Raw genomic sequence first — 24,366 nt, forward strand, 5'->3', positions numbered from 1 at the left:
TCATCGGCCGCGGGGTGGCCCGCGGCCGCGGTCCGCCCGCTGGTGTACCCGGATCCGGCGTCGGCCCGGCGACCTGCGGGCGACGAGCGGCTGAACCTCCGGCCCCTGGTGCCCCCGGAGATCGCGGGCTAGATTCGCCCCCGGCCGTACCGACCGGCCGGTCCGACGAGGAGGTCCGGATGCGAGCAGCCGTGCACACCGCCGTGAACGAGCCGATGACCATCGAGGAGATCGCCGACCCGCACCCGAAGGCCGGGGAGGTCGCGATCGACGTGCTCTCCTGCGGTGCCTGCCACTCGGACCTGCACGTGCTCAAGGGCGAGCTGCCGTTCCCGGTGCCCGCCGTGCTCGGCCACGAGGTCGCCGGCGTCGTCTCCGAGGTCGGGCCGGGCGTGACCGGGGTGCGGGTGGGCGACCGGGTGGTCACCAGCTTCATCATGCCGTGCGGCCGGTGCGCGCAGTGCACGCGCGGGAACTCGGAGATCTGCCTGGAGTTCTTCGCGCACAACCGGGCGAAGGGCCTGCTCTATGACGGCCAGACCCGGCTGTTCCGGCCCGGCGGCGAGCCGGTGTGGATGTACTCGATGGGCGGGCTGGCGGAGCGTTCGGTGACGCCGGTGACCTCGGTGTACCAGGTGCCGGACGAGGTGGAGCTGGCCGACGTGGCCTCGGTGGGCTGCTCGACGATGACCGCCTACGGGGCGCTGCGGCACGCCGCGGACGTGCGGGTCGGCGATGCGGTGGCGGTGGTCGCCGCGGGCGGGGTGGGCAGTTCGCTGATCCAGCTGGCCGCGCTGTTCGGGGCGTCGACGATCGTGGCGGTGGACATCTCCGAGGACAAGCTGGACGCGGCGAGCGCGCTGGGCGCGACGCACGTGGTGAACTCGGCGGAGGTGGACGCGCCGGCGGCGATCCGGGAGCTCACCGGCGGTCGCGGCGTGGACGTGGCCTTCGAGGCGCTGGGCAGCCCGGCGACGTTCGGCGTGGCCCGCGACTCCGTGGTGGAGGGCGGTCAGGTCGTGGTGGTCGGCATCGCCCCGAAGGGCAGCGTCGGCGAGTTCGACCTGGCGACCATCGCGCGGCGGAAGCTGCAGATCAAGGGCTCCTACGGCGCGAAACCGCAGCGGGACATGCCGGTGCTGCTGGACATGGTGGCGCGCGGGCAGCTGCGGCCGCAGGACACCGTGAGCCGCCGGTTCGCCTTCGACGAGGTGCAGGACGCCTACGACGCGCTGAACCGGCGCGAGATCCGCGGCCGCGCGGTCATCGACATCGCCTGAGCACCCGGGCGCGCCGAACACCCCGGGCGCTCAGCGCCGCCGGTCGGTGTCCAGGCATTCCACCAGCGCGGCGTCGTCGTTGACGACGATGCCGGGCCGGGGTTCGGCGAGGTCGCCAGGCGGGAACGGGAAGCTGCGGGTGCGCAGCGGCGGCTGCCGGTCCTGCGCACGGTCCTTGTTGATCTCCATGTGCCATGGATACCGATGATCAACACGGGCGTCGAGGCCACGATCAGGTGCCGTCGCCGAACGGCCCCGCGTTCCCGAACGGCTCCTAGTCCAGCGGATGGCGCCAGCGCAGGCCCGGGTACCGCGCGAAGCCCCGATCGGCCGTGATCCACTCCGCGCCGTGCTCGATCGCGATGGCGGCGAGGTAGGCGTCGGGGACGTGGTTGCCCGACACCTCGGCTTTGCGGCACAACTCGGTGAAGATCTCCCAATGCCGCGGCCCCGGATCGAGCGAGACGAACGCCGGGGCCGTCCGGATGGCCGCGATCTCCTCCAGCGCCTCCTCCGCCGTGAAACGTCGAGGGAACAACCGGGTGTTCGTGATGATGCGCAGGTACCCGCTGAAGACGATCGAGGGGATGCCCACCGGGGTGGATCCGTTGAGCGCGTCCTCCAACCACGACGCGTACTCCTCGTGCTTCGGCGCGGACACGTTGTGCGCGTTGATCAGAACGTTGACATCGCAGGCGATCACGCTCGGCGCTCCATGGCGTCGAGCACGGCCGCGTTGTCGTTGATGTCGACGCCCGTGCTGGGTTTTCCCAGGTCGTAAGTGCGCAGCCGGAAACGTCCGCGTTCGGGCGCGGCTTGCTGAGCGCGTCGCAGTTCCCCTAGCCGGACATCGTCCTCGATGAGCGCGCTGACCGTCGTGTTCTCCTGAGCCGCCCTGATCTTGAGCTGATCGAGCAGGGCGTCATCGATCGTGATGGTCGTTCTCATGCACGCGAGAATACGCAACCCGCATCATGATGCACCACTACCCGATCGGGCGGTGATCACTGCTCCGGCGGGTAGCCCTCGGGGTGGCCGAGCTGGTCGTACAGGCGGCCTTCGCGCATCCGCTTCGCCACGTCGTGCCGCAGGTACAGCATGTAGCCCCACACGGCCGCGAACAGCAGACCCATGATCCCGACGGCCGGGTGCACCAGGTAGCAGGCGACCATCGCCACCTGCAGCACCAGCGCGAACGGCAGCCCCCACGGCTTCCGCTGGGTGAACCCGGCGAAGAGCATGAGCACGGTGAGCACCGCGACGGCCGAGAACCCGACGCCGGTGACGCCGCCACCGAACTGCCACACGACGGGCAGCGCGAGCCCGAAGGTGAGGAACTCCATCACCAGCGTGCCCGCCATGACGCCGCGCAGGCCCTTCCACGGGTCGCGCACGCCGTCCGGCGCGGTGGGCAGGGACAGGAACGATCCGATCTCGGTCACAACGGCTCCTTGCCGAACAGGGCGCGCCCCTCACCGGCGGTCACCACGGACCCGGTGATCACCACGCCGCCACCGGAGACGGTGTCCGAATCGCCGGTGGTCTCCTCCGCCATCTGGATGGCGGTCTCCACGGCGTCGTCCAGGCGGGGCTCCACGACGATGCGTTCCGCGCCGAAGATGTCCTTGGCCAGGGCGGCGAGCTCGTCGGGGTCCATCGCCCGCGGCGAGGAGTTCTTGGTGAGCACGACCTCTTCCACGACGGGTTCGAGTTCCCGCAGCAGCCCGCGCACGTCCTTGTCGGACAGCACGCCGATCACGGCGACGAGGCGGCGGAAGGAGAACTCGGAGCTGAGCGCGTCGGCGAGGGCGCGGGCGCCGTGCGGGTTGTGCGCGGCGTCGACGAGCACGGCCGGTGCGGCGCGGACGCGCTCCAGGCGGCCGGGCGTGATGACCCCGGCGAACGCCTCCTGCACCGCTTCCGGGTCGAGCTTCTGCTCGGCCCCGGCGCCGAAGAACGCTTCGACGGCGGCGAGCGCGAGGGCGGCGTTGCGCGCCTGGTGCTCGCCGTGCAGCGGCAGGAAGATCTCGTCGTAGGTGCCGCCGAGGCCCTGCAGCTTCAGCATCTGGCCGCCGACGGCCACGGTCCGGGACAGCACGCCGAACTCGTTGCCCTCGCGGGCGACGGTGGCGCCGACCTCGGCGACCCGCTCCAGGATGGGGGTCTGCACTTCGGCGGTCTGCGCGGCGAGCACCACGATCGAGTCCGGCTTGATGATCCCGGCCTTCTCCCGGGCGATGCCCGCGAGGTCGGTGCCGAGGTAGTCGGCGTGGTCCAGCGCGATCGGGCAGAGCACCGCGATGTGCGCGTCGGCGACGTTGGTGGCGTCCCAGCCACCGCCGAGCCCCACTTCCAGCACGGCGGCCTCGACGGGCGCGTCGGCGAAGGCGGCGAACGCCATCCCGGTCAGCACCTCGAACTTCGACATCTTCACGTCGTGGTGCGAGTCCACGATGGACACGTACGGCGCGATGTCGCGGTAGGCCTCGACGTAGGCCTCCGGGGTGATCGGCTTGTTGTCGATGCTGATGCGCTCGGTGGCCAGCTGCAGGTGCGGGCTGGTGTAGCGGCCCGTGCGCAAGCCGATGCGGGTCAGCAGCGAGTCCACCATCCGGGAGACCGAGGACTTCCCGTTGGTCCCGCCGATGTGCACCACCTGGTAGCTGCGCTGCGGCTCGGCCAGCAGGTCGGTGAGCGCCCGGATGCGGTCCAGCGACGGCTCGATCTTCGTTTCCGGCCAGCGCTCGTTGAGCTCGGCCTCCACCACGCGCAGCTCGTGCAGCGCACCGGATTCGGTGCCGGACAACTGGCACACTCCCCTACCCCGACGACAAACGTCCAGCTCAAGTCTACGTCGGTAAGTCCCGACCCCGACCCCGCGCCCCAACCGCCCCAGGTGAATGGCCCATCAGCCCAGCCGCACGAGGCGAATGGGCCATTCACCTCGGCGGCGCCGGTCGTCAGGACAGGAAGTCGAAGCGCCCCACCTTCGCCTGCGCCATGAACGCCCCCCATACCGACGAGGAGAACGCGAACGCCGGACCCGACCGCTCCTTGGAGTCGCGGAGACCGACCTCGCCGGACGAGATCCGCACCTCGACGCAGTTGTCGCTCCCGCCGGAACTCCGGCTGCTCTTGAACCACCCGGTGTCCACCACGCCTCCCGACCCCAGCCGATCCACCACATTCCAGTCTTACAACCCGGCCCCGCCAGGTGAATGGCCCATCAGCCCAGCCTCACGAGGCGAATGGGCCACTCACCTCGGCCAACTCAAGGCGTCAGGCCGGGAGGTCGAAGCGGCCCGCCTTCGCGTCCGCCACGAAGGCGCCCCACGCACCCGGCGAGAACGCGAACGCCGGTCCCGACCGCTCCTTCGTGTCGCGGACGCCTACCTCGCCCGAGCAGAACCGCACCTCGACGCAGTTGTCGCTGGCCGCCGCGCTGCGCCTGCTCTTGAACCACCCGGTGTTCGCTGAATTCGTCATCGGCTCATCTCCTCCTCCGTGCGATGGATCAACTTGAGCGCGTCATCGCCGGATGCCGCAAGCCCGGTGAGCGTGTCGAAGGCACGTCGCAACACCACGTCGTGGCAGCGGGCACGCGGGCGCTGGCGGAGCTCGCCGCCCCGGCCGCCGAGCGCTGAGCCCGGGAAGGCGAACGGCCCGCCCGACCAATGCGGCTGGTCGAACGGGCCGTTCACCTCAGGTGTGGACCGGAGCGGTCACGCCGTCGGCAGGGCCGCCAGGCGGGATTCGATGCGGGCGATGTCGGTCTGCGCCGTCTCGCGGCGGACCTTGATCTTCTCGACGACCTCGGCGGGAGCCTTGTCGGTGAAAGACGGGTTGCCGAGCTTCTTCTCGGTGCCCTCCAGCTCCTTGCGGGCCGCCGCCAGGTCCTTCTCCAGCCGCTTGCGCTCGGCGGCCACGTCCACCGCGCCGGAGAGGTCCAGCTCCACCTCGACGTTGCCGCCGACCAGGCCGATCTCCAGCGACGCCGAGGAGGTGAAGTCCTCGCCGGGTTCGTTCAGCTTCGCCAGCGACCGCACCGCGGGCAGGTGCTCCACCAACCCGAGCGCGTCCAGGCCGCTCAACCGCGCCGCGACCCGCTGGCCGGGCTTCAAGCCCTGGTCCGAGCGGAACCGGCGGATCTCGGTGATGAGCTTCTGGGTGGCCTCCACCCGCCGCGCCGCGTCCTCGTCGGCGGACGTGCCCGCCGCCTTCGGCCAGTCGGCGATGACCACGGACTCGCGGCCGGTGAGCGTGGTCCACAGCGTCTCGGTGACGAACGGGATCGTCGGGTGCAGCAGCCGCAGCAGCACGTCCAGCACGTGCCCCAGCACCTCGCGGGTGCGTTCCGCGCGGTCACCGCCCGCATCGATCTGGACCTTCGACAGCTCCAGGTACCAGTCGCAGAACTCGTCCCAGGTGAAGTGGTAGAGCGCCTCGGTGGACTTGGCGAACTGGAAGTCCTCCAGCAGTTCGTCCACATCGGACGTCAGCTGGTCGGTGCGGTCCAGGATCCAGCGGTCCGCGTCGGTCAGCTCCGCGCGAGCCGGCAGCTCGGACGGCACCCGCGCACCGTTCATCAGCGCGAACTTGGTGGCGTTGAACAGCTTCGTGCAGAAGCTGCGCGAGCCGGCGACCCACTCCTCGCTGATCGGCGCGTCCGCGCCCGGGTTCGCGCCGCGCGCCAAGGTGAACCGCAGCGCGTCGGTGCCGTAGGTGTCCATCCACTCCAGCGGGTCGACCGTGTTGCCCGCGGACTTCGACATCTTCTTGCCGTGCGCGTCGCGGACCATGCCGTGCAGCGCGATCACGTCGAACGGCGGCACGCCGTCCATCGCGTACAGGCCGAACATCATCATCCGGGCGACCCAGAAGAAGAGGATGTCGTAGCCGGTGACCAGCACGCTGGTCGGGTAGAACTTCGCCAGGTCCGGCGTCTCGTCCGGCCAGCCCATCGTGGAGAACGGCCACAGGCCCGAGGAGAACCAGGTGTCGAGCACGTCCTCGTCCTGGTACCAGCCCTCGCCGGACGGCGGCTGCTCGTCCGGGCCGACGCACACGACCTCGCCGTTCGGGCCGTACCAGATCGGGATCCGGTGGCCCCACCACAGCTGCCGCGAGATGGCCCAGTCGTGCAGGTTGTCGACCCAGTCGAAGTAGCGCTTCGCCATCTCCGGCGGGTGCACCGCGACCCGGCCGTCGCGCACCGCGTCCCCGGCGGCCTGCGCGAGCGGGCCGACCTTGACGAACCACTGCAACGACAGCCGCGGCTCGATCGGCTCTTTCGACCGGGAGCTGTGCCCGACGCTGTGCAGGTAGGGGCGCTTCTCCGCGACGATGCGGCCCTCGGCGCGCAGCGCCTCGCGGACGGCGACGCGGGCCTCGAAGCGGTCCATGCCGTCGAACTCGGTGCCGGTGCGGGCGATGCGGCCCTGCTCGTCCATGATCGTGAGCATCGGCAGGTCGTGCCGCTGCCCGATCTCGAAGTCGTTCGGGTCGTGCGCGGGGGTCACCTTCACCGCGCCGGTGCCGAACTCGGGGTCGACGTGCTCGTCGGCGACGACCGGGATGCTGCGGCCGGTCAGCGGCAGCTCCACCTCGGTGCCGACGACGTGCCGGTAGCGCTCGTCGTCCGGGTGCACCGCGATCGCGGTGTCGCCGAGCATCGTCTCCACCCGGGTGGTGGCCACCACGATCTCCGCGTCCCCGGAGCCGTAGCGCATCGAGACGAGCTCGCCCTCGACCTCGCGGTGCTCGACCTCGATGTCGGAGATCGCCGAGCGCATCGTCGGCGACCAGTTCACCAGGCGCTCCGCCCGGTAGATCAGGCCGTCGTCGAACAGCTTCTTGAAGATGGTCTGCACCGCGCGGGACAGCCCCGAGTCCATCGTGAAGCGCTCGCGGCTCCAGTCGACGCTGTCCCCGAGGCGGCGCATCTGGGACAGGATCGAGCCGCCGTGCTGCTCCTTCCACTCCCACACCCGCTCCAGGAACTTCTCCCGGCCGAGCTCGCGGTGGTCGACGCCCTCCTCGCGGAGCTGCCGCTCCACCAGGGCCTGGACGGCGATGCTGGCGTGGTCCATGCCGGGCAGCCACAACGCCTCGTAGCCCTGCATCCGGCGACGACGGGTGAGCACGTCCATCAAGGTGTGCTCGAAAGCGTGGCCGATGTGCAGGCTGCCGGTGACGTTCGGCGGCGGGATCACGATCGAGAACGGCGGCTTGTCGCTGTGCGCGTCGGCGGTGAAGTACTCGGCGGCTACCCAGCGCTGGTACAGCTCGGCCTCGACGTCGGCCGGGTTCCAGCTCGACGGAAGTTCACGGGGCTGTGCGGGTGCGCTGGTCTGTGTCACACGCCGATTCTACGAACCGCCCGCGGCGGCCTCACCGGGCCTCACCTCCCGCGTTGAGCCAGGTGTGTGAACCACATCACGCGGACTGTGCCGACCCGACCTTGACGGGGGACCCTGGGAGGCATGTCGCGCAAAGCCCCCGAACAGGACATCGACGAGTCGGCGCTGTCCACGCACCACCCGAAGGACCACGCAGCAGGCGTGAAGGCGGTGATGGTGTCGTTGCGCCGCGGCTGGGAGCAGATGGGCGCCGGCCGCACCATGCTCACGTTGCCGCTGCTCAACCAGCGTTCCGGGTTCGACTGCCCGGGCTGCGCGTGGCCGGATCCGCAGGAGGCGGACGGCGACAAGCGCAGCCCCGCCGAGTTCTGCGAGAACGGTGCGAAGGCCGTCGCCGAGGAGGCCACCACCCGGCGCGTCGACGCCGAGTTCTTCGCGAAGCACTCCGTCGAGGAGCTCGCGGGCATGAGCGACTACTGGCTGGGGCAGCAGGGGCGGCTCACCCAGCCCATGATCAAGCGCAGCGGCGACACGCACTACCGGCCGATCGACTGGGACGCCGCGCTCGACGTCGTCGCCGACGGGCTGCGCGCGCTCGACCACCCGGACGAGGCGGCGTTCTACACCTCGGGCCGCACCAGCAACGAGGCCGCGTTCCTGTACCAGCTGCTGGTGCGCAGCTTCGGCACCAACAACCTGCCGGACTGCTCGAACATGTGCCACGAGTCGTCCGGCTCGGCGCTGACCGAGACCATCGGCATCGGCAAGGGCTCGGTGTCGCTGGCCGACGTCGAGCACGCCGACCTGGTCATGGTGGTGGGGCAGAACCCGGGCACCAACCACCCGCGGATGCTCTCCACCCTGGAGAAGGTCAAGGGCCACGGCGGTCAGATCATCGCGGTGAACCCGCTGCCCGAGGCCGGGCTGATGCGGTTCAAGAACCCGCAGAACGTGCGCGGCGTCGTCGGCAAGGGCACCGCGCTGTGCGACGAGTTCGCCCAGATCCGCATCGGTGGCGACCTCGCCCTGTTCAAGGCGCTGACCGCGCTGCTGGCGAAGGCCGAGCAGGACGCGCCCGGCACCGTGCTGGACCGCGAGTTCATCGAGCAGCACACCCACGGCTTCGACGAGTTCTACGCGCAGGCCACCGACATCGACTGGGACGCGACGCTCAAGGCCACCGCGTTGTCCCGCGAGCAGATCGAGAAGATCGCGCGGATGCTCATCGAGTCCGAGCGGACCGTGATCTGCTGGGCGATGGGCCTCACCCAGCAGAAGAAGGCCGTGCCGACGATCCGCGAAGCGGTGAACCTGCTGCTGATGCGCGGCATGATCGGCAAGCCGGGCGCGGGCGTCTGCCCGGTCCGCGGCCACTCCAACGTGCAAGGCGACCGGACGATGGGCATCTGGGAGAAGATGCCCGAGAAGTTCATGGACGCGATGGAGGCCGAGTTCGGCATCCCCATGCCGCGCAAGCACGGCTACGACACCGTCGACGCGCTGCACGCCATGCAGGCCGGCGAGGTCAAGGCGTTCTTCGCCGTCGGCGGCAACTTCGTGTCCGCCACCCCCGACACCGCGGGCACCGAGCGGGCGCTGCGCGGCTGCGACCTGACCGTGCAGGTGTCGACCAAGCTGAACCGCTCGCACGCGGTCGCCGGGGACACCGCGCTGATCCTGCCGACGCTGGGCCGCACCGAGAAGGACGTGCAGGAGTCCGGGCCGCAGTTCGTCACCGTCGAGGACTCGATGTCGGTGGTGCACGCCTCCCGCGGCAGGCTCTCCCCCGTCTCCGGCACCCTGCTGTCCGAGGTGGCGATCGTGTCCCGGCTGGGCCGCAAGCTGCTCGGCGACGGGCACCCGGTGCGGTGGGAGGCGTTCGAGAAGGACTACGACGCGGTGCGCGAGCACATCGCCGCCGTCGTGCCCGGCTGCACCGACTACAACGAGAAGGTGCGCCGCCCGGACGGCTTCGTGCTGCCGCACCCGCCGCGGGACAGCCGCACCTTCACCACCACCACCGGCAAGGCCAACTTCACGGTGAACGAGGCGGAGCCGCTGGAGGTGCCGGAAGGACGGCTGCTGCTGCAGACCCTGCGCAGCCACGACCAGTACAACACCACCATCTACGGGCTCTCGGACCGCTACCGCGGCATCGAGGACGCGCGCCGGGTGGTCATGGTCAACGAGAAGGACATCGCCGCGCTCGGCTTCGCCGAGGGCGACCTGGTGGACATGGTCTCCGAGTGGCCGGGCAAGCCCGGACCCGACGGCGAGTCCACCGTGGAGGAACGGCGGGCGGAGGCGTTCCGCATCGTCGCCTACCCGACCGCGCGGGACTGCGCCGCCGCCTACTACCCGGAGGCGAACCCGCTGGTGCCGCTCGGCGCGGTGGCGGAGAAGTCGAACACACCGGTCTCGAAGGCCGTGCTGATCCGCCTGGAGCGCTCGGCGGGCTGATCCGCGCACGACTGCACCCGAACCGGGCCGTCCGCACCGCGCGGGCGGCCCGGTTCGCGCAGCGGGCCGGATCACGCGGCAGGCCGAATCGCGCAGCGGGCCAGATCGCACAGCGGCCGGATCACGCAGCAGATCGAATCGCACGGCAGGCCGGTTCGCGCAGCGGGCCAGATCGCACAGCACACCAGATCGCACGGTGACCTGAGCCCGGGCGGCGGCCGGGATTCCCAGCGTCCGCGCTTCCGGCGGCGTGGCCGGGTCCCCGCGGCGCCGGCCCCTCGGTGCACCCCGCGTACCCGCAATGGCCGGACTTCCCGGCGCGTCCCAGGTCCCCGCGGTAGCCGGACCTCCCGGCGCACCCCGCGTCCCAGCAGCGGCCGGCCCCCGGCACCCCGGCCACCCCGCGACGGCGATCCCCGAAGCCGCCCGGGTTCCTACCGCGGCCCGTCCGCCGGAGCCGCCGGCAGCGCTCGGTTCAGGCCGCGAGCCGGTCCGGCAGACCCCGCGCCAGCTTGTCCGCCGCGGCCCGCGCCCCGAACCGCTCCACGATCGCGCGGCGGCACGGGCAGCGCCCCACCTGGTCGACGGACGCGCAGGAGAACACGCCGAGCAGGCGGATCGCGAACACCACCTCCGCCGGATCACCGACCCGGCGGGACACCGCGACCGCGACCGCGGCGGCGACCCGCCGCACCGCCTGGTCCCGCTCCCCCTCGCCGAGCACCAGGTCGTGCAGCCGCTCGACCGGCAGCCGGTCGGCCCGCTCCACCCGGGCGGCGAGGGCGGCGAGGACCCGGCAGGCCCGGCTCGCGCGCTCCGCCAGGAACTCCTCCCACGCCGGGCCGTCCACGACGGCCAGGCAGCGCTGCTGGACGGTGCGCGGCCACGGGTCGGTGACGAGCACGGCGATCGCCTCCCGCTCGCGCCGCCGCCGGTCCCGGACGTCGTCCGCGTGCACCCGGAACGCCCCCCGACGTCCGCAGAACCGGTGCTCCTTGCAGTACCGCGACGGGTAGCTCGAACTCACCTTGTTCCGGCAGGGACGCCCGGACAGCGTCCGCGCGCTCCCGCACAGGTGGGAGCGCCCTCGTTTGATCCCCATCCCACCGAGATCGGCAGGGCCCGCGAGGCCGCGTACCGCCCATCCAGCGGTCCCGCTCCGCCGAACGTGGGCATCGCCGCCGGAGCCGCCGGAGGACCGGCCAGGTCGGGTCGCGCGTCGGAGCTCACCGGCCGGGCCCCGGTCCGCGCGCACCGGAGCAACCCGGCGGACCTCGGCGGACGGGCGGCCACCTCGGCACTCGGGGCAGCGGCGCCCGCCGTCCGGGGCAACTCGGGGCAAGATCGACGACGTAGCGGAACGAGATGGATACACTCCGTACTCGTTGGGAGGCTGATCATCATGACCGGCGATTCCTCCGCCCGACCCCGACCCGAGCGCAACGAGCGGCTGCGCCGCGCCCGGGAAGCCCTGCCCTCGCGGGTGGCGCCCGGCGAACCGCTCTCCCGCGCCGAGCTCGCCGAGGCCGTCAACGACCACCTGCTGGAGTCCACCGGCAAGCGGTGGGCGCTCGACGCGCACCACATCGCCAAGTGGGAGCGGGGCGCGGTGCGCTGGCCCACCGCCGCCTACCGGGCCGCGTTGCGGGCCGTGCTGGGCGCCGTCGACGACGCGGCGCTCGGCTTCCGGCCCCGGGGCACGACCAGCGCACCCAGCGGCGCCCCTTCGTCCACTGTGGACTCCATCCGGGTGGTGTCGGCGTCCTTCCAATCGGCCGACCGCAGCGTGGGCGGCGGCACGCTCTACGAGACGGTCCGGCACTACTTCACCACCGCGGTGCTGCCGCTGGTGCGGGCCGAACCGCAGCGAGCCGAGGTGCTGGCGGCGGCGGCCTCGGTCGTCGAGCTCGCCGGGTGGATGGCGCACGACAGCGGCAACGACGTGCCCGCGCGGGAGCACTTCCACACCGCGTACCGGCTCGCCGCGGGTGCCGCCGACCACGCGCTGCAGGCCGAGGTGTGCGCCTCGCTGTCGCACCTGTCCACCGAACTCGGCCAGCCGAAGTCCGCCGCCGATTACGCGTTGAACGGCCTCACCCACACCATCGGCACCGCGGGCACGTCCCGCCTCGTCGCCCGGTTGCACGCGTTGCACGCGCGGGCGCTGGCCGCGCAGGGCGACCGGTACGGCACCGAACGGCGCCTCGCGCTGGCCCGGGAGCAACTGGCCGTCGTCGACGAACCCTGCCGCTGGATCGCCCCGTTCGACCGGGCGTCGCTGGCCAGCGAGACCACCGAGTGCTGGCGCAGCCTCGGCGACCTGCGCCGCGGGGAACGGCACGCCCGCGAAGCCGTCGGGCTGCGGCCACCGGAACGGGTGCGCAGCAAGGCGTTGAGCCTCGTCTCGCTGGCCCAGGTGCTGTTCGACGCCGGGCGCTACGACGAGGCGGCGGCGACCGGCAGCACGGTGCTCGCCGCAGCTCCCGCCCTGTCCTCGGCCCGCGTGCACGAGCGCCTCACCGCCTTGGCGAACGCGCTGCTGCCGCACCACCGCGACCCGGCCGTCGCCGACTTCCTCGCCGCCCGCGCCACCCACCACCTCCGCGACACCGCCTGAGCCGGACCGCGTCAGCCGGTCTCGTCCACCAAGGTCCATACCTGCTTAAGGGGCAACTCAGCCTGTATATCCGCAGGAAGTTTCCGGTAATGACGGAACACGGCTTCCAGAACATTCTCCGAATTCCACGCCCGCAGAACGAAACGCCGCGAATTCATCTCGCGCTGAGCTGCACCGGTCACTCCACCCCAAGCGACGAGCAATCCCTGGTCCGCCCCCTGGCGCGATACCACTCCCTCGAGCTGCTGAACCACTCCATCGCCGACAGCCCCGAGCTCGGACTTCACTTGAACGACCACTTTGGGCGAGTCGAGACCGAACGGCCCCATCCCCGCGACGATGTCCACTCCTTGATCCGGCCCGGCAGGGGACACCCGACATACGAAACCCTCAGCCTCCAGCAAGGCAGCCACCAGCTCGGCGAGCCGGTGCCCGGAGAAGATCTCGATGACGCGTGCAGCTATCTGGTCCCGCGCATAGCGTTCGACGTCGAGACCCACGTCGTCCGCGTCCGAGTCGTCCGCCGCAGCCGGACTTCCCGTCGGATTCTTGCCCACCTCGCGCTGGATCGGGCGTACCCGCGCCCCGGGATCGACACCACGCTCCGCGACCTGCTCCAGCCGACGTGCAGCGTCGTTCCGCGAGATGCCGCAGATGGTCATGAATGCGCCCAACGAGTGCAAGAGATCCTGCTTGATCACGGTCCGAGGCAGGTCCGTGATGTTCCATTCCACCGGCCTGACGTGGCGGAATTCGGCATCCGGTTCGTCCGCGCGGTACCGGTAATCTCCCTTGATCCGGCCGATGGCTATCTGCGATGTGGATTTCATCGGCATGACCATGAGGTCCCCGACCTCCATCACCCCGCGCAACGTCCACAACTGCGCCGTGAAGTTGCGAATCCTATGTTCACCGTCTCCTCGGTAGGCGGTGTCCACGACCGCTGCCACCGCCGACCTGTCAGCACATCCCGACAGGTCGGGGACCGCTGCGAACCCACCACCGGTGCAGCCCTGCTCGAGCGCCTTGTGCTCACGTTCGCCCGAACGCCCCGCTCTGGCCAGCCATGCTCGGACCACGCACATCACCCCAAGATCGCGTTCATCGGCACCCAGAGTGAATCATCCGACACGGCACGTCTACCAAGGCGTCCGCTGCGGGCGTGCGCGAGTGCGTGGGAGGTCGGTGGTGATCCGATCCGGGAGCGCGGCCTACGCCCTGCGGCGCCGAGCTCACCTCACCGACTCCGCTGGTGGCCTGTCGGCGGCGCTACCGCCTGGAAATCCTCGCCGAGGGCCCCTCGCGCACCACCGACCCGCGAGTCCACGAGCCCCATGTCCGGCGACATATCGAGGTCCACCACAGTGAGCGGCCGGTCCGGATCGCCTCGCACCGGCCCGAGAAACGATCGGACGCGATCTCCTGGACGGGACCCGGTGCCCACCCCGTCCGGGGAGCGGCGCAGCGTCAGCGGTCTGCTACGCAGGTGCGGCACCATTCGGTCGGCGACGGCCCGGTAGTACTCGGCGACGTCCCGCTTCCGGTAGCCGTCCGCCGGGTACAGCACCTTGTCCGGGTGCGTCAGATCGATGCGCTCGTCGCCCGCCGCCAGCGCTTCGGTGCCGGTCACCGCTCCGCGTCCCGTTCGGCGGCGACGTCGGCGTTGGTGCGGCCGGAGAGCACCGACTCCGGCCGGGTGCGCGCCGGGTTCCGCCGCCGGTCGGCGCCGTCGTCGTCGACCTTCACCAGCAGCCACTCCTCGCGGCCGCGCAGCGGAGCGCGGGTGAGGGCGAACGCGCCGGTCAGCTTGCTCCCCTCCAGCAGCACCTTCACGTGGCCGCGGTCGAGCGCCTCGGCCATCTCCACCGGTCGCCCGCGGTGCTCGGTGAGGTTCCGGTACCGGCCGGTGTCCCAGACGACAACGGTGCCCGCGCCGTAGCCCTCCGGGATCGTGCCCTCGAAGGACGCGTAGTCCAGCGGGTGGTCTTCGGTAGGCGTGGCCAGCCGCTTCTCGCTCGGGTCGGTGGACGGGCCCTTCGGCACCGCCCACGACTTGAGCACGTCCCCGACCTCCAGCCGGAAATCGAAGTGCAGCGTGGAGGCGTCGTGGCGCTGCACCACGAACAACGGCTCCTCCCCCGGCGCACCACCGCCGGGTTCGCCCGACCGCGCCAGGTCGCGCTTGTCCCGGTACTCGCCGAGCTCGTCCCGTGCCATGCCGCAGCCGTACCCGCCGCGGGCGCCCGGCACACCCGCAGGTCAGATCAGCTGCACTGCCACAGGAAGCGGCCCTGCCCGCTGGCCTCGTCGAGGAACGCGTACCCGACCCCGGCGTCGCCGAAGTCCACCTCGAACGGGAAGTCGACCGAGCTGTCGAACTGCCCCACGAAGCGGAACGGCTCCCCCGGCGACTCGTCGCCCTGCAACCACTGCGGTGCCCCGCCGAGCCGCGTCGCGAAGTCGTCCACGTCCACCTCGCCGTCGAACGGCGCGAGCTCCACCCGGTGGTCCGGCCCGAACGTCGGCCCCTTCGCGATCGTCGCCACCTGGTAGAAGTCGGCGGGCTCGCCGGGCTGGGCGAAGAACGCGTTCTCCCCCGAGTCGGGCGCGAACGTGTCCACCACCTCGTCCGCCGTCTCCGGGTAGTCCTCGGTCAGGAACAGGTAGGCCAGGCGCACCTGCTCGCCGGGCAGCCGGATCTGCCCGAGGAACCGCATCGGCCTGCCGTGGTCCTCGGACATCGGCCACTGCGGCGTCGACAGCCACACCGGCTGCCCGCCGAACTTCGTGACCGGCTCGGTGATGGGCTCCTCGGATTCGACGAAGCGGAGGCTCTGGCGGGGCTGGGCGGCGAGGTCGGGCATCGGAATCCTTGCTGTAGCGGGGTTCCCCGGCGCATGTCCGGCGTCCCGCGAGACCCTAGCGATCTCACCCGTCCGAACCATCCTCCGCCGGTCGGGCGGTGCCGATCTCACACCCGAACGGAGCAGTCGCGGAGGCCTGGCCGGGAGCCCGGGCGCGCGGCGCATACTGGGGCCGTTGCGGCATCCGAGCCGACCCGACCCAGGAGGCTGACGATGGGACGAGTCACCGTGCGGCGCCCCGTGCTCCGCGTGACCGAGAGCGGTTCCCGAACCAGGCCGGACACCCTCGCCGCCGAGGAGCCGCTGGAGATCCGGGTCAACGGCCGCGCCCTGTCGGTGACGATGCGGACCCCCGGCCACGACGTGGAGCTCGCGCACGGCTTCCTGCTCACCGAACGCGTCATCGCGGACAAGGACGACCTGCACAGCGCCCGCTACTGCGACAGCCCGGGGCCGGACGGGCGCAACACCTACAACGTGCTGGACATCCTGCTCGCGCCGGGCGTGGCGCCGCCGGACACCTCGGTGGAGCGCAACTTCTACACCACCTCCTCCTGCGGGGTGTGCGGGAAGGCGGCGCTCGACTCGGTGCGGCTGAGCACCCGGCACTCCCCCGAGCACGATCCGCTGGAGATCACCCCGGAGACCCTCTCCGCGCTGCCCGACCGGCTGCGGGCCGCGCAGAAGGTGTTCGACTCGACCGGCGGGCTGCACGGTGCCGCGCTGTTCGACGCCGACGGGAACCTGCTGGTGTGCCGGGAGGACGTGGGGCGGCACAACGCGGTCGACAAGGTCCTCGGCTGGGCGGTGCTGGAACGCCGGGTGCCGCTGCGCGGCTGCGTGCTCATGGTGTCCGGGCGGGCCTCGTTCGAACTAGTGCAGAAGGCCGCGATGGCCGGGGTGCCGCTGCTGTCCGCGGTGTCGGCGCCGTCCTCGCTGGCGGTGGAGCTGGCCGCCGAGCAGGGCATGACGCTGATCGGTTTCCTCCGCGGCAGCTCGATGAACGTCTACACCGGCGCGCACCGCGTCCTCGAACCCGAACCCACCCCGGCGCTCTGAGCGAGCGGGCCGCCGACCGGCGGCGCTCAGCGGCAGGTGGCGGACCCCGCCACGTCAGCCGTGCTCGGACTTGTCCGGCGCGTAGCCGCCGATGAAGTCGACCACCTCCGGCAGCGCCAGCCGGTAGTAGCGGCTGTTGTGGCCGCCGGGGGTGCTCACGGACGCGATCTCCGGGCGGGCCTTGCGGACGAACTTGCGCGTGCCGGAGATGAACCGGTCCCGGGTGCCGCACCACACGCCGAGCGGCACGTTCCCGAGCTCCGGGATGTGCCGCATCGGGTCGATGTCGCTCCAGTCGGCCTCGTCGGCGAACGCGCGGCGCCGCGCCATCTCCGGCCAGTTGGTGATGAGCGCCGGGGACACCACGGCGGTGGCCTCCACCGGGATCTCCAGCTCGTTGCGGCGCCGGGTGTAGAGCAGCGCGCCGAACCCGCCCATCGAGATCCCGGACACCGCGAACGGCTGCCCGTCGTCGCCGCCGATGCCGCGTTCCGCCAGCCAGCGCGGCACCTCGTCCAGCAGCATCCACATCGGATCATCGCCGAAGCGCTGGTGCCAGTAGCTGTTGCCGCCGCCGTCGACGGCGAGGAACGCGAACGGCGGCACCTTGCCGGTGGCGACGGCCGTGGTGAGCCAGCTGGGCAGGCCACCGGCCGACTTGCGGGCGTCACCGAACCGGCCGTGCAGCATCAGGCACACCGGAATCCGGTCCCGGGACACCCCCTGCGGGTACATGGTGACGATCTCGACCTCGCGGTTGCGGGCCTGCGAGTGCACCCGCTCCACCGAGACGTTGCTCTGCTTCGCCAGCGGCAGCGGCTCGGCGGGCACCAGCGCGCCACCGGTGTCGCTGGTCAGCCCCAGGCCGAGCGCCCCGGCCCCGGCCAAGCCGGAGGCGAGCAGGGTGCGCCGGTTCGGCATCGGGACGTTCCGCGGCTTCCCGCGCTGCATGGCACCTCCGGGCCTTCGTTCCCTCCGACCGTCCATCGTGCCAACGCCCGTCGGCGCTACCGGACCTGCCCCGCCGTGACCGAGAGCTCACCCACGTCGCGCCGGTCATGACCTCCGTCAACGGGCCCCTTCGGGCACCGCGGACCAGCCCGCGACGTGCGGGGCGGTGCCGAACCGGTCGGCCACCGGGACCGAGCCGTACATCGCCCAGCGCAGCAGGGCCGGCCACGGGCCGTAGCCGGCGGCGAGGTCCAGGCCGCGGCCGTCGGCGAGCACGTCCAGCTCGACCCGCAGCCGGTGCGCGAGCGCGTGCGCCGCGCACACCGACAGCTCCGGGTCCTCGGTGCCCGCCACGATCCGCGTCGGACCGCCCGCCGCGCGCAGCGCGGGCGCATCCGGCTCCCCCGGCACGTCCGGACCCGCGCCGGGAACGCCCGGCTCGGCCGGGGCGACCAGCAGCACCCGGTCGGCCCGCCGCACCTCGTCCTCGCCCGGATCGGCCGCGTGCCGCAGCCAGGTGCGGGCGCCGCCGCGGTGCGCGACCACGGCCAGTTCCGCGTCCGGCGGCACCGCGGCCAGCTCGGCGCGCAGCGCGGCCGTCCAGCCCGCCGGCTCCACCGGGCCGGGGCACCGGGTGACGGTGGCGCCCGCTTCCCGCGCCCGTGCCGTCAGCCACTGCTGCCAGTGCCAAGGCCCGGAATCGGCCCCGTCCGGCACCAGCAGCACGTGCAGCTCGCTCATCGGCCCTCCCCCAGCCGGACGACGCAACCTCCATCCCGCATGATCATGCATGGCGCGCGGTGCCGCTGGGCGATCTGGAGATCCGGAGCGGGAAACCACCCGCGCGGGACCCGGACATGACACCGCCGCCGCCCCGGAACGGGACGGCGGCGGCAGTGCGTGCGATGCGCGCGGTCAGGCGGACTTCTCGCGGCGCTCCCGCCGCGTCGCCTGCCGAGCCACGATCGTGGGGTTGACGTTCTCCCGGACGGTCTGCTCGGTGATGACGACCTTCGCGACGTCGGTGCGGCTCGGGATGTCGTACATCACCGGCAGCAGCACCTCCTCCAGGATCGCGCGCAGGCCGCGGGCGCCCGTGCCGCGCAGGATCGCCTGGTCGGCGACCGCCTCCAGCGCGGTGCGGGTGAACTCCAGCTCCACGTTGTCCATCTCGAACAGCCGCTTGTACTGCTTGATCAGGGCGTTGCGCGGCTCGGTGAGGATCTGCACCAGCGAGGGCTTGTCCAGGTTCGTCACGCTGGCCACCGTGGGCAGCCGGCCGATGAACTCGGGGATCAGCCCGAACTTGATCAGGTCCTCGGGCAGCACCTCGGAGAACCGGTCCGCGGAGTTCGCCTCCTCCTTCGAGCGCAGCTGGGCGCCGAACCCGACGCTCGCCTTGCCCACGCGGTCCTCGACGATCTTCTCCAGCCCCGCGAAGGCCCCCGCCACGATGAACAGCACGTTCGTCGTGTCGATCTGGATGAACTCCTGGTGCGGGTGCTTGCGGCCGCCCTGCGGGGGCACGCTCGCCGTGGTGCCCTCCAGGATCTTCAGCAGCGCCTGCTGCACGCCCTCGCCGGAGACGTCGCGGGTGATCGACGGGTTCTCGCTCTTGCGGGCGATCTTGTCGACCTCGTCGATGTAGATGATGCCCGTCTCGGCGCGCTTCACGTCGTAGTCGGCCGCCTGGATGAGCTTGAGCAGGATGTTCTCGACGTCCTCGCCGACGTAGCCCGCCTCGGTGAGCGCGGTGGCGTCGGCGATCGCGAACGGCACGTTGAGCATCTTCGCCAACGTCTGCGCCAGGTAGGTCTTCCCGCAGCCCGTGGGACCGAGCATCAGGATGTTCGACTTCGCGAGCTCGACGTTCTCCTCGCGGCTGTCCCGGGCGCGCTCACCCATCTGGATGCGCTTGTAGTGGTTGTAGACCGCGACCGAGAGGTTGCGCTTCGCCGGGTCCTGCCCGATGACGTACTGGTCGAGGAACTCGTGGATCTCGGTCGGCTTGGGCAGCTCGTCGAGCTTGACCTCACCGGCCTCCGCCAGTTCCTCCTCGATGATCTCGTTGCAGAGATCGATGCACTCATCGCAGATGTACACGCCGGGGCCGGCGATGAGTTTTTTCACCTGCTTCTGGCTCTTCCCGCAGAAGGAGCACTTCAGCAGGTCGCCGCCGTCACCGATACGTGCCATGACCGCTGACCCCGTCCCCTCCGACACGCCGTCCGGTGACGTGCCTGACCGTATGTGCTCGTTCCGACGGTACCTGCCGCTCCCCGGATTCGGGGAGACTCGCAGACTCCGCTGCTCGCCAGTCTCCGGCATGCACCGGGTGCGGCGGCCGGTGGCCGCGCTCCCGGCGTGTCGCGGACGCCCGGCGCGTCGAGCGCACCACAGCATCCCACTCACCGGAACGCTCCCGCGAGCGGCTTTCCCGCACCGCACCGCCGTGATCAGCGGAGCAGGGCGCCGCGCAGGCACCGTCGTAGATCAACATCTTCGCAGCGGCGGCACTCCGTGCCGCGACCACCCCGGGTGCGCGGCGACCCCCTCACCTCGACCCCGCCGGCCGAACCGACGGGCCGGGCGCGAGGAGGCCACCGCGGCACCACCTCCGGTCGCCACGCGGGCCGACCGGATCAGGACTGCGCGGACAGCTTGCGGTAGGGCAGGACCTCGTCGACGATCCCGTACTCCCGCGCCTGCTCCGCCGTCAGGATCTTGTCCCGCTCCACGTCCCGGCGGACCTGCTCCTTGTCCTTGCCGGTGTGCGTGGCCAGCGTCGTCTCCATCAGGTCGCGCATCCGCTGCACCTCGTTGGCCTGGATCTCCAAGTCGGAGACCTGGCCGTAGATGCCCTCGGTGGACGGCTGGTGGATCAGGATGCGGGAGTTCGGCAGCGCGAGCCGCTTGCCCTTCGTGCCCGCCGCCAGGATGACCGCCGCCGCCGACGCCGCCTGCCCCAGGCAGATCGTGCGCACGTCCGGGCGGACGTACTGGATGGTGTCGTAGATGGCCATCAGGGCCGTGAACGAACCACCCGGCGAGTTGATGTAGATCTGGATCTCGCGGTCCGGGTCGTCCGACTCCAGGAACAGCAGCTGCGCCATCACGTCGTTCGCCGACGCGTCGTCCACCTGGACGCCGAGGAAGACGATGCGCTCCTCGAACAGCTTGTTGTACGGGTTCGACTCCTTCACCCCGTACGCGGTGCGCTCGACGAAGGAGGGCAGCACGTACCGGGACTGCGGAAGCTGGAATGAGCTCACGACAGGTGACTCCTCGTTAGTGGTTCCGGGCGCGCGGTCAGCTGGGCAGGTTCGCCGCGGAGGCGATGTGGTCCACGAAGCCGTAGTCGCGGGCCTCTTCCGCCGTGAACCAGCGGTCGCGGTCCGAGTCGGCCGTGATCTTCTCCACCGTCTGGCCGGTCTGCTCGGCGATCAGCTCCGCCATCTCCCGCTTGTGCTTGGTGAACACCTCGGCCTGGATCGCGATGTCCGAAGCCGTGCCGCCGAGACCCGCCGACGGCTGGTGCATCATGATCCGCGCGTGCGGCAGCGTGAACCGCTTGCCGCGAGCACCGGCGGACAGCAGGAACTGCCCCATCGACGCCGCGAAGCCCATCGCGACGGTCGCCACGTCCGGCTTGATCAGCTGCATGGTGTCGTAGATCGCCATGCCCGCGGTCACCGAACCGCCCGGCGAGTTGATGTAGAGCGAGATGTCCCGCTCCGGGTCCTCGGCCGCGAGCAGGAGCAGCTGCGAGCAGATCTGGTTGGCCATGGTGTCCTCGACCTGGGAACCCAGGACGATGATCCGCTCCCGCAGCAAGCGCTCGTAAACCGAGTCGTTGAGCGAGAGCCCGTTCGTCGACCGCATGTGCGGCGTCGAGTCCGACGCCGGAACAGTCAGGTGCTGCGTCACGTCTCCCCTGCCTTCTTCCACGATGGGGGCTTCCACAAAGGACCGGCCACACCGACTGCGGCCGCCGACCCGCTGGGAACGCCTTGCTTTTCCGTCTCCGGTGATCCGCTTGCAACCGACCCTAACGAACGTGGGCGGCACCAGCTTCCCGGTACCGCCCACGTTCGCTCAGAGCTTGTGCATTGCTCCCGCCGTTCGCAGAATCCTTCCGCTCACGGCGAAATCATCGCGAAAGAACCGTCACTCGGACTTCGCCGCGGCCGACTCGTCCTTCGCGTCGGACTTCGCGTCCTCGGCCTGCTCGACCTCGCCCGGCACGACCTCCGGCTGCTCGCCCGCGTCGTCCTGCGAGCCGAACAGCTCGTCCAGGTCCAGCTCAGCGCCGGACGCGTCCACCACGGTGGCCTGGCGCACCACGGAGAACAGCGCCTTGCTGCGCCGCACGTCCGCGTAGATCGCGCCGAGCTGGCCGGACTGCTGCGCCTGCTGGACGTACTGGTCCGGGCTCACGCCGAAGCGCTGCGCCTGGTAGATGATCCGCTCGGTCAGCTCGTTGTCCGAAACGGAGACGTTCTCGGCGTCGGCGATCGTGTCCAGCACCAGCTGGGTGCGGACCGCCTTCTCCGCCTCCTCGCGGGTCTCCGCGTCGAACTGCTCGCGGGTCTGGCCCTGCTGCTCCAGCCACTCCGCGAACTTCGCCTCGTCGTGGTCGAACGGGTGGATCGCGTCGTGCTCGCGAACCTCCACCTCGGACTGCACCACGTTCTCCGGCAGCGGGACCTCGACGGTCTCCAGCAGCGCCTCCAGGACCTTGTCCCGGGCCTGCATGCCCTGCTGCATCCGCTTGACGCGGCCCAGCCGCTCCCGCAGGTCGGCGAGCAGCTCCTCGGCCGTGTCGAACTCGCTGGCCATCTGGGCGAACTCATCGTCCGCCTCCGGCAGGTGCCGCTCCTTCACCGACGCCAAGGTCACCGTGACCTCGGCCTCGCGGCCCGCGTACTCGCCGGCCACCAGGTCGGTGTTGAAGGTGTTCGTGTCACCCGCCGACGCGCCGATCAGCGCGTCGTCGATGCCCTCGATGAGCTGGCCGGAGCCGATCTCGTACGACAGGCCGCTGGTGCGCGCCTCCTCGACGTCCTCGCCGTCGACCGTGGCCGACAGGTCGATGCTGACGAAGTCGCCCTGCTGCGCCGGACGGTCCACGCCGGTCAACGTGCCGAAGCGGGCGCGCAGCTCGTCCAGCTGCTCCTGCACCTCGTCCTCGGTCGTCTCGACGTCGTCCACCGACACCGACAGCTCGCCGAACGCCGGAACGGTGATCTCCGGGCGCACATCGACCTCGGCGGTGAACTCGATCTGGTCCCCGTCCTCGATCTTGGTGACCTCGATCTCCGGACGCCCGAGGGTGCGCACCTCGGTGCCGTTGATGGCCTCCATGTACTTCGCCGGAACCGCCTCGTTGACGACCTCGTCGAGCACAGGACCCCGGCCGATGCGGCTCTCCAGCACCCGGGCGGGAACCTTGCCCGGCCGGAAGCCCGGGATGCGGACCTGGTTGGCCAGTGCCTTGTACGCGCGGTCGAAGTTCGGCTTGAGCTCGTCGAACGGCACCTCGACGTTGATCCGTACGCGCGTCGGGCTCAGGTGCTCGACGGTGCTCTTCACGTGGTCTCCTAGTGCGAACGTGCTTCGGAACCCCGGCGGTGCCGGCGGGAGCGCCACCCCACGTCGGGGGCGCTCCGGCGACGCCGGGCTGACCTCCGAGTCTATTGCCCAGGCGAGACCCGGGCCCCCGGGGGTTGCCTCAGCCGGCCACGGGTCGCGTGCGCGCGGGCCCGCGCGAACCCGCGCACCACCGCCGATTCCACGCGAGGAACGCGAAAACCCGGCATCCGGCACCGCGCCGGATCAGCGCGGCGCCGAGAACACGGCGTCACCCAGACCAGGCCCCGACGACCCCAGCGGAGTCGGGATCACCGCGGTCCCGATGCCCACCGTCGGCGGCGCCATCTGCCCACCCGGGACGTCCACGAACAACGACACCCCGACCAGCAGCAGCACCGCGAGCGCCAACAACACCCCCACCACCAAGGCGGGGATCCGGACCCGGCGCGTGGTCCTCGACACAGCAACGTGAACGTGCACGACCGCGAAATCGGGCCACGACTGCTCACCGTTACCGGAAGTCGAACGAATCACCCGCGAAGATCACGTTCCGTGAAGCGCCCCGAACGCGAAAAGGAGGCGCGGCCGCACGACCACGCCTCCCCGAAGGACCGTCGGGGTGGCGGGATTTGAACCCACGACCCCTCGCACCCAAAGCGAGTGCGCTACCAAACTGCGCCACACCCCGTCCTACCTGCGCCGCACCCCCACCGCCCGGGTGCGTTGCGAAGAGCCTATCGCGACCCGTTAAGCTGGGGCACGCAAGGTCGGGAAGACCGCGGCGGGACACCGCCGGGAGACGTCCGACCGGGCATGCGGGCGTAGCTCAATGGTAGAGCCCCAGTCTTCCAAACTGGCTACGCGGGTTCGATTCCCGTCGCCCGCTCCAGGTCGTGGGAGAGCTGTGCCAGATCTTTGATCTTGGCCGCTCTCCCTTTCGCATTTCCATACGGGGGCCGAGCCCCCGTACGCCCCCACGGTGCGGTGGGCGCTTTTCTCGGCCTTCGGCCTTCGGCGGTGGGTGGGCTGGGTGACGGCCCCGCGTCGTTCCTCGGTTGCTCGGCTTTCGCCTGCGCGCTCCGGTCAGCAGGGTGCCGGACCATCAGCCCTGGCCGGAATCCCCTTCGCATCTCTCTCCCCCCGGTACGCCCCGCACGGTGCGGTGGGCGCTTCTCTCGGCCTTC

25 protein-coding genes and 2 tRNA genes are annotated in these 24,366 nt (G+C 71.0%); 5 read left to right on the forward strand and 22 right to left on the reverse strand.

All coding sequences use genetic code 11. The features are described 5' to 3' along the window. The first annotated feature begins 179 nt into the window (after positions 1 to 179). A complete protein-coding gene (locus tag ABZ805_RS05035; RefSeq protein ID WP_358434521.1) occupies positions 180 to 1,280 on the forward strand; it encodes a zinc-binding dehydrogenase in 1,101 nt (366 codons plus the stop codon). Positions 1,281 to 1,310: 30 nt separating this feature from the next. On the opposite strand, the gene ABZ805_RS05040 is transcribed toward ABZ805_RS05035, so the two are convergent. The 9 genes from ABZ805_RS05040 to ABZ805_RS05080 all read right to left on the reverse strand — a co-directional run bounded on the left by ABZ805_RS05040 (position 1,311) and on the right by ABZ805_RS05080 (position 7,639). Then, positions 1,311 to 1,469, reverse strand: coding sequence for a hypothetical protein (locus ABZ805_RS05040; RefSeq protein WP_358434524.1), 159 nt, complete (start codon positions 1,467 to 1,469; stop codon positions 1,311 to 1,313). Positions 1,470 to 1,554: 85 nt separating this feature from the next. Continuing rightward, a complete protein-coding gene (locus ABZ805_RS05045; protein ID WP_358434526.1) occupies positions 1,555 to 1,983 on the reverse strand; it encodes a type II toxin-antitoxin system VapC family toxin in 429 nt (142 codons plus the stop codon). Continuing rightward, positions 1,980 to 2,228, reverse strand: a complete 249-nt coding sequence (locus ABZ805_RS05050) for a ribbon-helix-helix protein, CopG family (protein WP_358434529.1) — start codon at positions 2,226 to 2,228, stop codon at positions 1,980 to 1,982. The genes ABZ805_RS05045 and ABZ805_RS05050 overlap by 4 nt, the downstream gene beginning before the upstream one ends. A gap of 56 nt (positions 2,229 to 2,284) precedes the next feature. Next, complete coding sequence (locus tag ABZ805_RS05055) at positions 2,285 to 2,722, reverse strand: DUF4233 domain-containing protein (protein WP_358434532.1); 438 nt, start codon at positions 2,720 to 2,722, stop codon at positions 2,285 to 2,287. After that, complete coding sequence (locus ABZ805_RS05060; protein WP_358434535.1) at positions 2,719 to 4,086, reverse strand: folylpolyglutamate synthase/dihydrofolate synthase family protein; 1,368 nt, start codon at positions 4,084 to 4,086, stop codon at positions 2,719 to 2,721. The genes ABZ805_RS05055 and ABZ805_RS05060 overlap by 4 nt, the downstream gene beginning before the upstream one ends. 154 nt (positions 4,087 to 4,240) lie before the next feature. Further along, positions 4,241 to 4,435 carry a DUF397 domain-containing protein gene (locus ABZ805_RS05065; protein ID WP_358434537.1) on the reverse strand — a complete coding sequence of 65 codons (195 nt, stop codon included), beginning with the start codon at positions 4,433 to 4,435 and terminating at the stop codon, positions 4,241 to 4,243. A 124-nt stretch (positions 4,436 to 4,559) separates the two neighbouring features. Next, complete coding sequence (locus tag ABZ805_RS05070) at positions 4,560 to 4,766, reverse strand: DUF397 domain-containing protein (RefSeq protein ID WP_358434540.1); 207 nt, start codon at positions 4,764 to 4,766, stop codon at positions 4,560 to 4,562. Continuing rightward, on the reverse strand, positions 4,763 to 4,981 hold the full coding sequence (locus tag ABZ805_RS05075) for a hypothetical protein (RefSeq protein WP_358434543.1): 219 nt from the start codon (positions 4,979 to 4,981) through the stop codon (positions 4,763 to 4,765). The genes ABZ805_RS05070 and ABZ805_RS05075 overlap by 4 nt, the downstream gene beginning before the upstream one ends. 21 nt (positions 4,982 to 5,002) lie before the next feature. Further along, entirely contained in the window at positions 5,003 to 7,639 is a 2,637-nt protein-coding gene (locus ABZ805_RS05080; RefSeq protein WP_358434546.1) for a valine--tRNA ligase, read from the reverse strand. A 123-nt stretch (positions 7,640 to 7,762) separates the two neighbouring features. Here ABZ805_RS05080 and ABZ805_RS05085 point away from each other — a divergent pair, with 123 nt between their 5' ends. After that, positions 7,763 to 10,099, forward strand: a complete 2,337-nt coding sequence (locus tag ABZ805_RS05085; protein WP_358434549.1) for an FdhF/YdeP family oxidoreductase — start codon at positions 7,763 to 7,765, stop codon at positions 10,097 to 10,099. Between the two features lie 475 nt (positions 10,100 to 10,574). Here ABZ805_RS05085 and ABZ805_RS05090 read toward each other — a convergent pair whose 3' ends face one another. Beyond that, positions 10,575 to 11,126, reverse strand: coding sequence for a hypothetical protein (locus ABZ805_RS05090; RefSeq protein ID WP_358434552.1), 552 nt, complete (start codon positions 11,124 to 11,126; stop codon positions 10,575 to 10,577). Positions 11,127 to 11,501: 375 nt separating this feature from the next. Here ABZ805_RS05090 and ABZ805_RS05095 point away from each other — a divergent pair, with 375 nt between their 5' ends. Further along, positions 11,502 to 12,716: a hypothetical protein gene (locus tag ABZ805_RS05095; protein WP_358434555.1), complete on the forward strand. Its 1,215-nt coding sequence runs from the start codon at positions 11,502 to 11,504 to the stop codon at positions 12,714 to 12,716. A gap of 11 nt (positions 12,717 to 12,727) precedes the next feature. Here ABZ805_RS05095 and ABZ805_RS05100 read toward each other — a convergent pair whose 3' ends face one another. From ABZ805_RS05100 to ABZ805_RS05115, 4 genes are all read right to left on the reverse strand, one after another. Continuing rightward, a complete protein-coding gene (locus tag ABZ805_RS05100; protein WP_358434558.1) occupies positions 12,728 to 13,654 on the reverse strand; it encodes a restriction endonuclease in 927 nt (308 codons plus the stop codon). Between the two features lie 299 nt (positions 13,655 to 13,953). After that, positions 13,954 to 14,346: a hypothetical protein gene (locus ABZ805_RS05105; protein WP_358434561.1), complete on the reverse strand. Its 393-nt coding sequence runs from the start codon at positions 14,344 to 14,346 to the stop codon at positions 13,954 to 13,956. Continuing rightward, a complete protein-coding gene (locus ABZ805_RS05110) occupies positions 14,343 to 14,933 on the reverse strand; it encodes a DNA polymerase ligase N-terminal domain-containing protein (protein ID WP_358434564.1) in 591 nt (196 codons plus the stop codon). Before ABZ805_RS05110 ends, ABZ805_RS05105 begins: the two co-directional genes overlap by 4 nt. Positions 14,934 to 14,980: 47 nt before the next feature. Then, a complete protein-coding gene (locus tag ABZ805_RS05115; protein WP_358434566.1) occupies positions 14,981 to 15,580 on the reverse strand; it encodes a hypothetical protein in 600 nt (199 codons plus the stop codon). Between the two features lie 213 nt (positions 15,581 to 15,793). Between ABZ805_RS05115 and fdhD the strand changes: the two genes are divergently transcribed. Continuing rightward, positions 15,794 to 16,639 (forward strand): formate dehydrogenase accessory sulfurtransferase FdhD, encoded by an 846-nt coding sequence (gene fdhD / locus ABZ805_RS05120; RefSeq protein ID WP_358434569.1) that lies wholly within the window; start codon positions 15,794 to 15,796, stop codon positions 16,637 to 16,639. Between the two features lie 54 nt (positions 16,640 to 16,693). Here fdhD and ABZ805_RS05125 read toward each other — a convergent pair whose 3' ends face one another. The 8 genes from ABZ805_RS05125 to ABZ805_RS05160 form a co-directional block, all read right to left on the reverse strand. Further along, the gene (locus tag ABZ805_RS05125; RefSeq protein ID WP_358434573.1) at positions 16,694 to 17,590 is read right to left on the reverse strand and encodes an alpha/beta hydrolase-fold protein; all 897 of its coding nucleotides are present in this window, start codon (positions 17,588 to 17,590) and stop codon (positions 16,694 to 16,696) included. Between the two features lie 117 nt (positions 17,591 to 17,707). Then, entirely contained in the window at positions 17,708 to 18,331 is a 624-nt protein-coding gene (locus ABZ805_RS05130; RefSeq protein ID WP_358434576.1) for an alpha/beta hydrolase, read from the reverse strand. A gap of 174 nt (positions 18,332 to 18,505) precedes the next feature. Then, entirely contained in the window at positions 18,506 to 19,786 is a 1,281-nt protein-coding gene (gene clpX / locus ABZ805_RS05135; protein WP_358434579.1) for an ATP-dependent Clp protease ATP-binding subunit ClpX, read from the reverse strand. 446 nt (positions 19,787 to 20,232) lie between these two features. After that, the gene (locus ABZ805_RS05140) at positions 20,233 to 20,862 is read right to left on the reverse strand and encodes an ATP-dependent Clp protease proteolytic subunit (protein WP_358434582.1); all 630 of its coding nucleotides are present in this window, start codon (positions 20,860 to 20,862) and stop codon (positions 20,233 to 20,235) included. Positions 20,863 to 20,899: 37 nt separating this feature from the next. Next, positions 20,900 to 21,472, reverse strand: coding sequence for an ATP-dependent Clp protease proteolytic subunit (locus ABZ805_RS05145; RefSeq protein WP_358434747.1), 573 nt, complete (start codon positions 21,470 to 21,472; stop codon positions 20,900 to 20,902). Positions 21,473 to 21,757: 285 nt separating this feature from the next. Further along, on the reverse strand, positions 21,758 to 23,182 hold the full coding sequence (gene tig / locus ABZ805_RS05150; protein WP_358434585.1) for a trigger factor: 1,425 nt from the start codon (positions 23,180 to 23,182) through the stop codon (positions 21,758 to 21,760). A gap of 243 nt (positions 23,183 to 23,425) precedes the next feature. After that, entirely contained in the window at positions 23,426 to 23,605 is a 180-nt protein-coding gene (locus ABZ805_RS05155) for a hypothetical protein (protein WP_358434588.1), read from the reverse strand. Positions 23,606 to 23,796: 191 nt separating this feature from the next. Further along, positions 23,797 to 23,870, reverse strand: a tRNA-Pro gene (locus ABZ805_RS05160). Positions 23,871 to 23,997: 127 nt separating this feature from the next. Here ABZ805_RS05160 and ABZ805_RS05165 point away from each other — a divergent pair. Next, positions 23,998 to 24,071 (forward strand) — tRNA-Gly (locus ABZ805_RS05165). Positions 24,072 to 24,366: the final 295 nt, after the last annotated feature.

The sequence above is a fragment of the Saccharopolyspora sp. NPDC047091 genome, assembly GCF_040643635.1.
Lineage (GTDB): Bacteria > Actinomycetota > Actinomycetes > Mycobacteriales > Pseudonocardiaceae > Saccharopolyspora_C.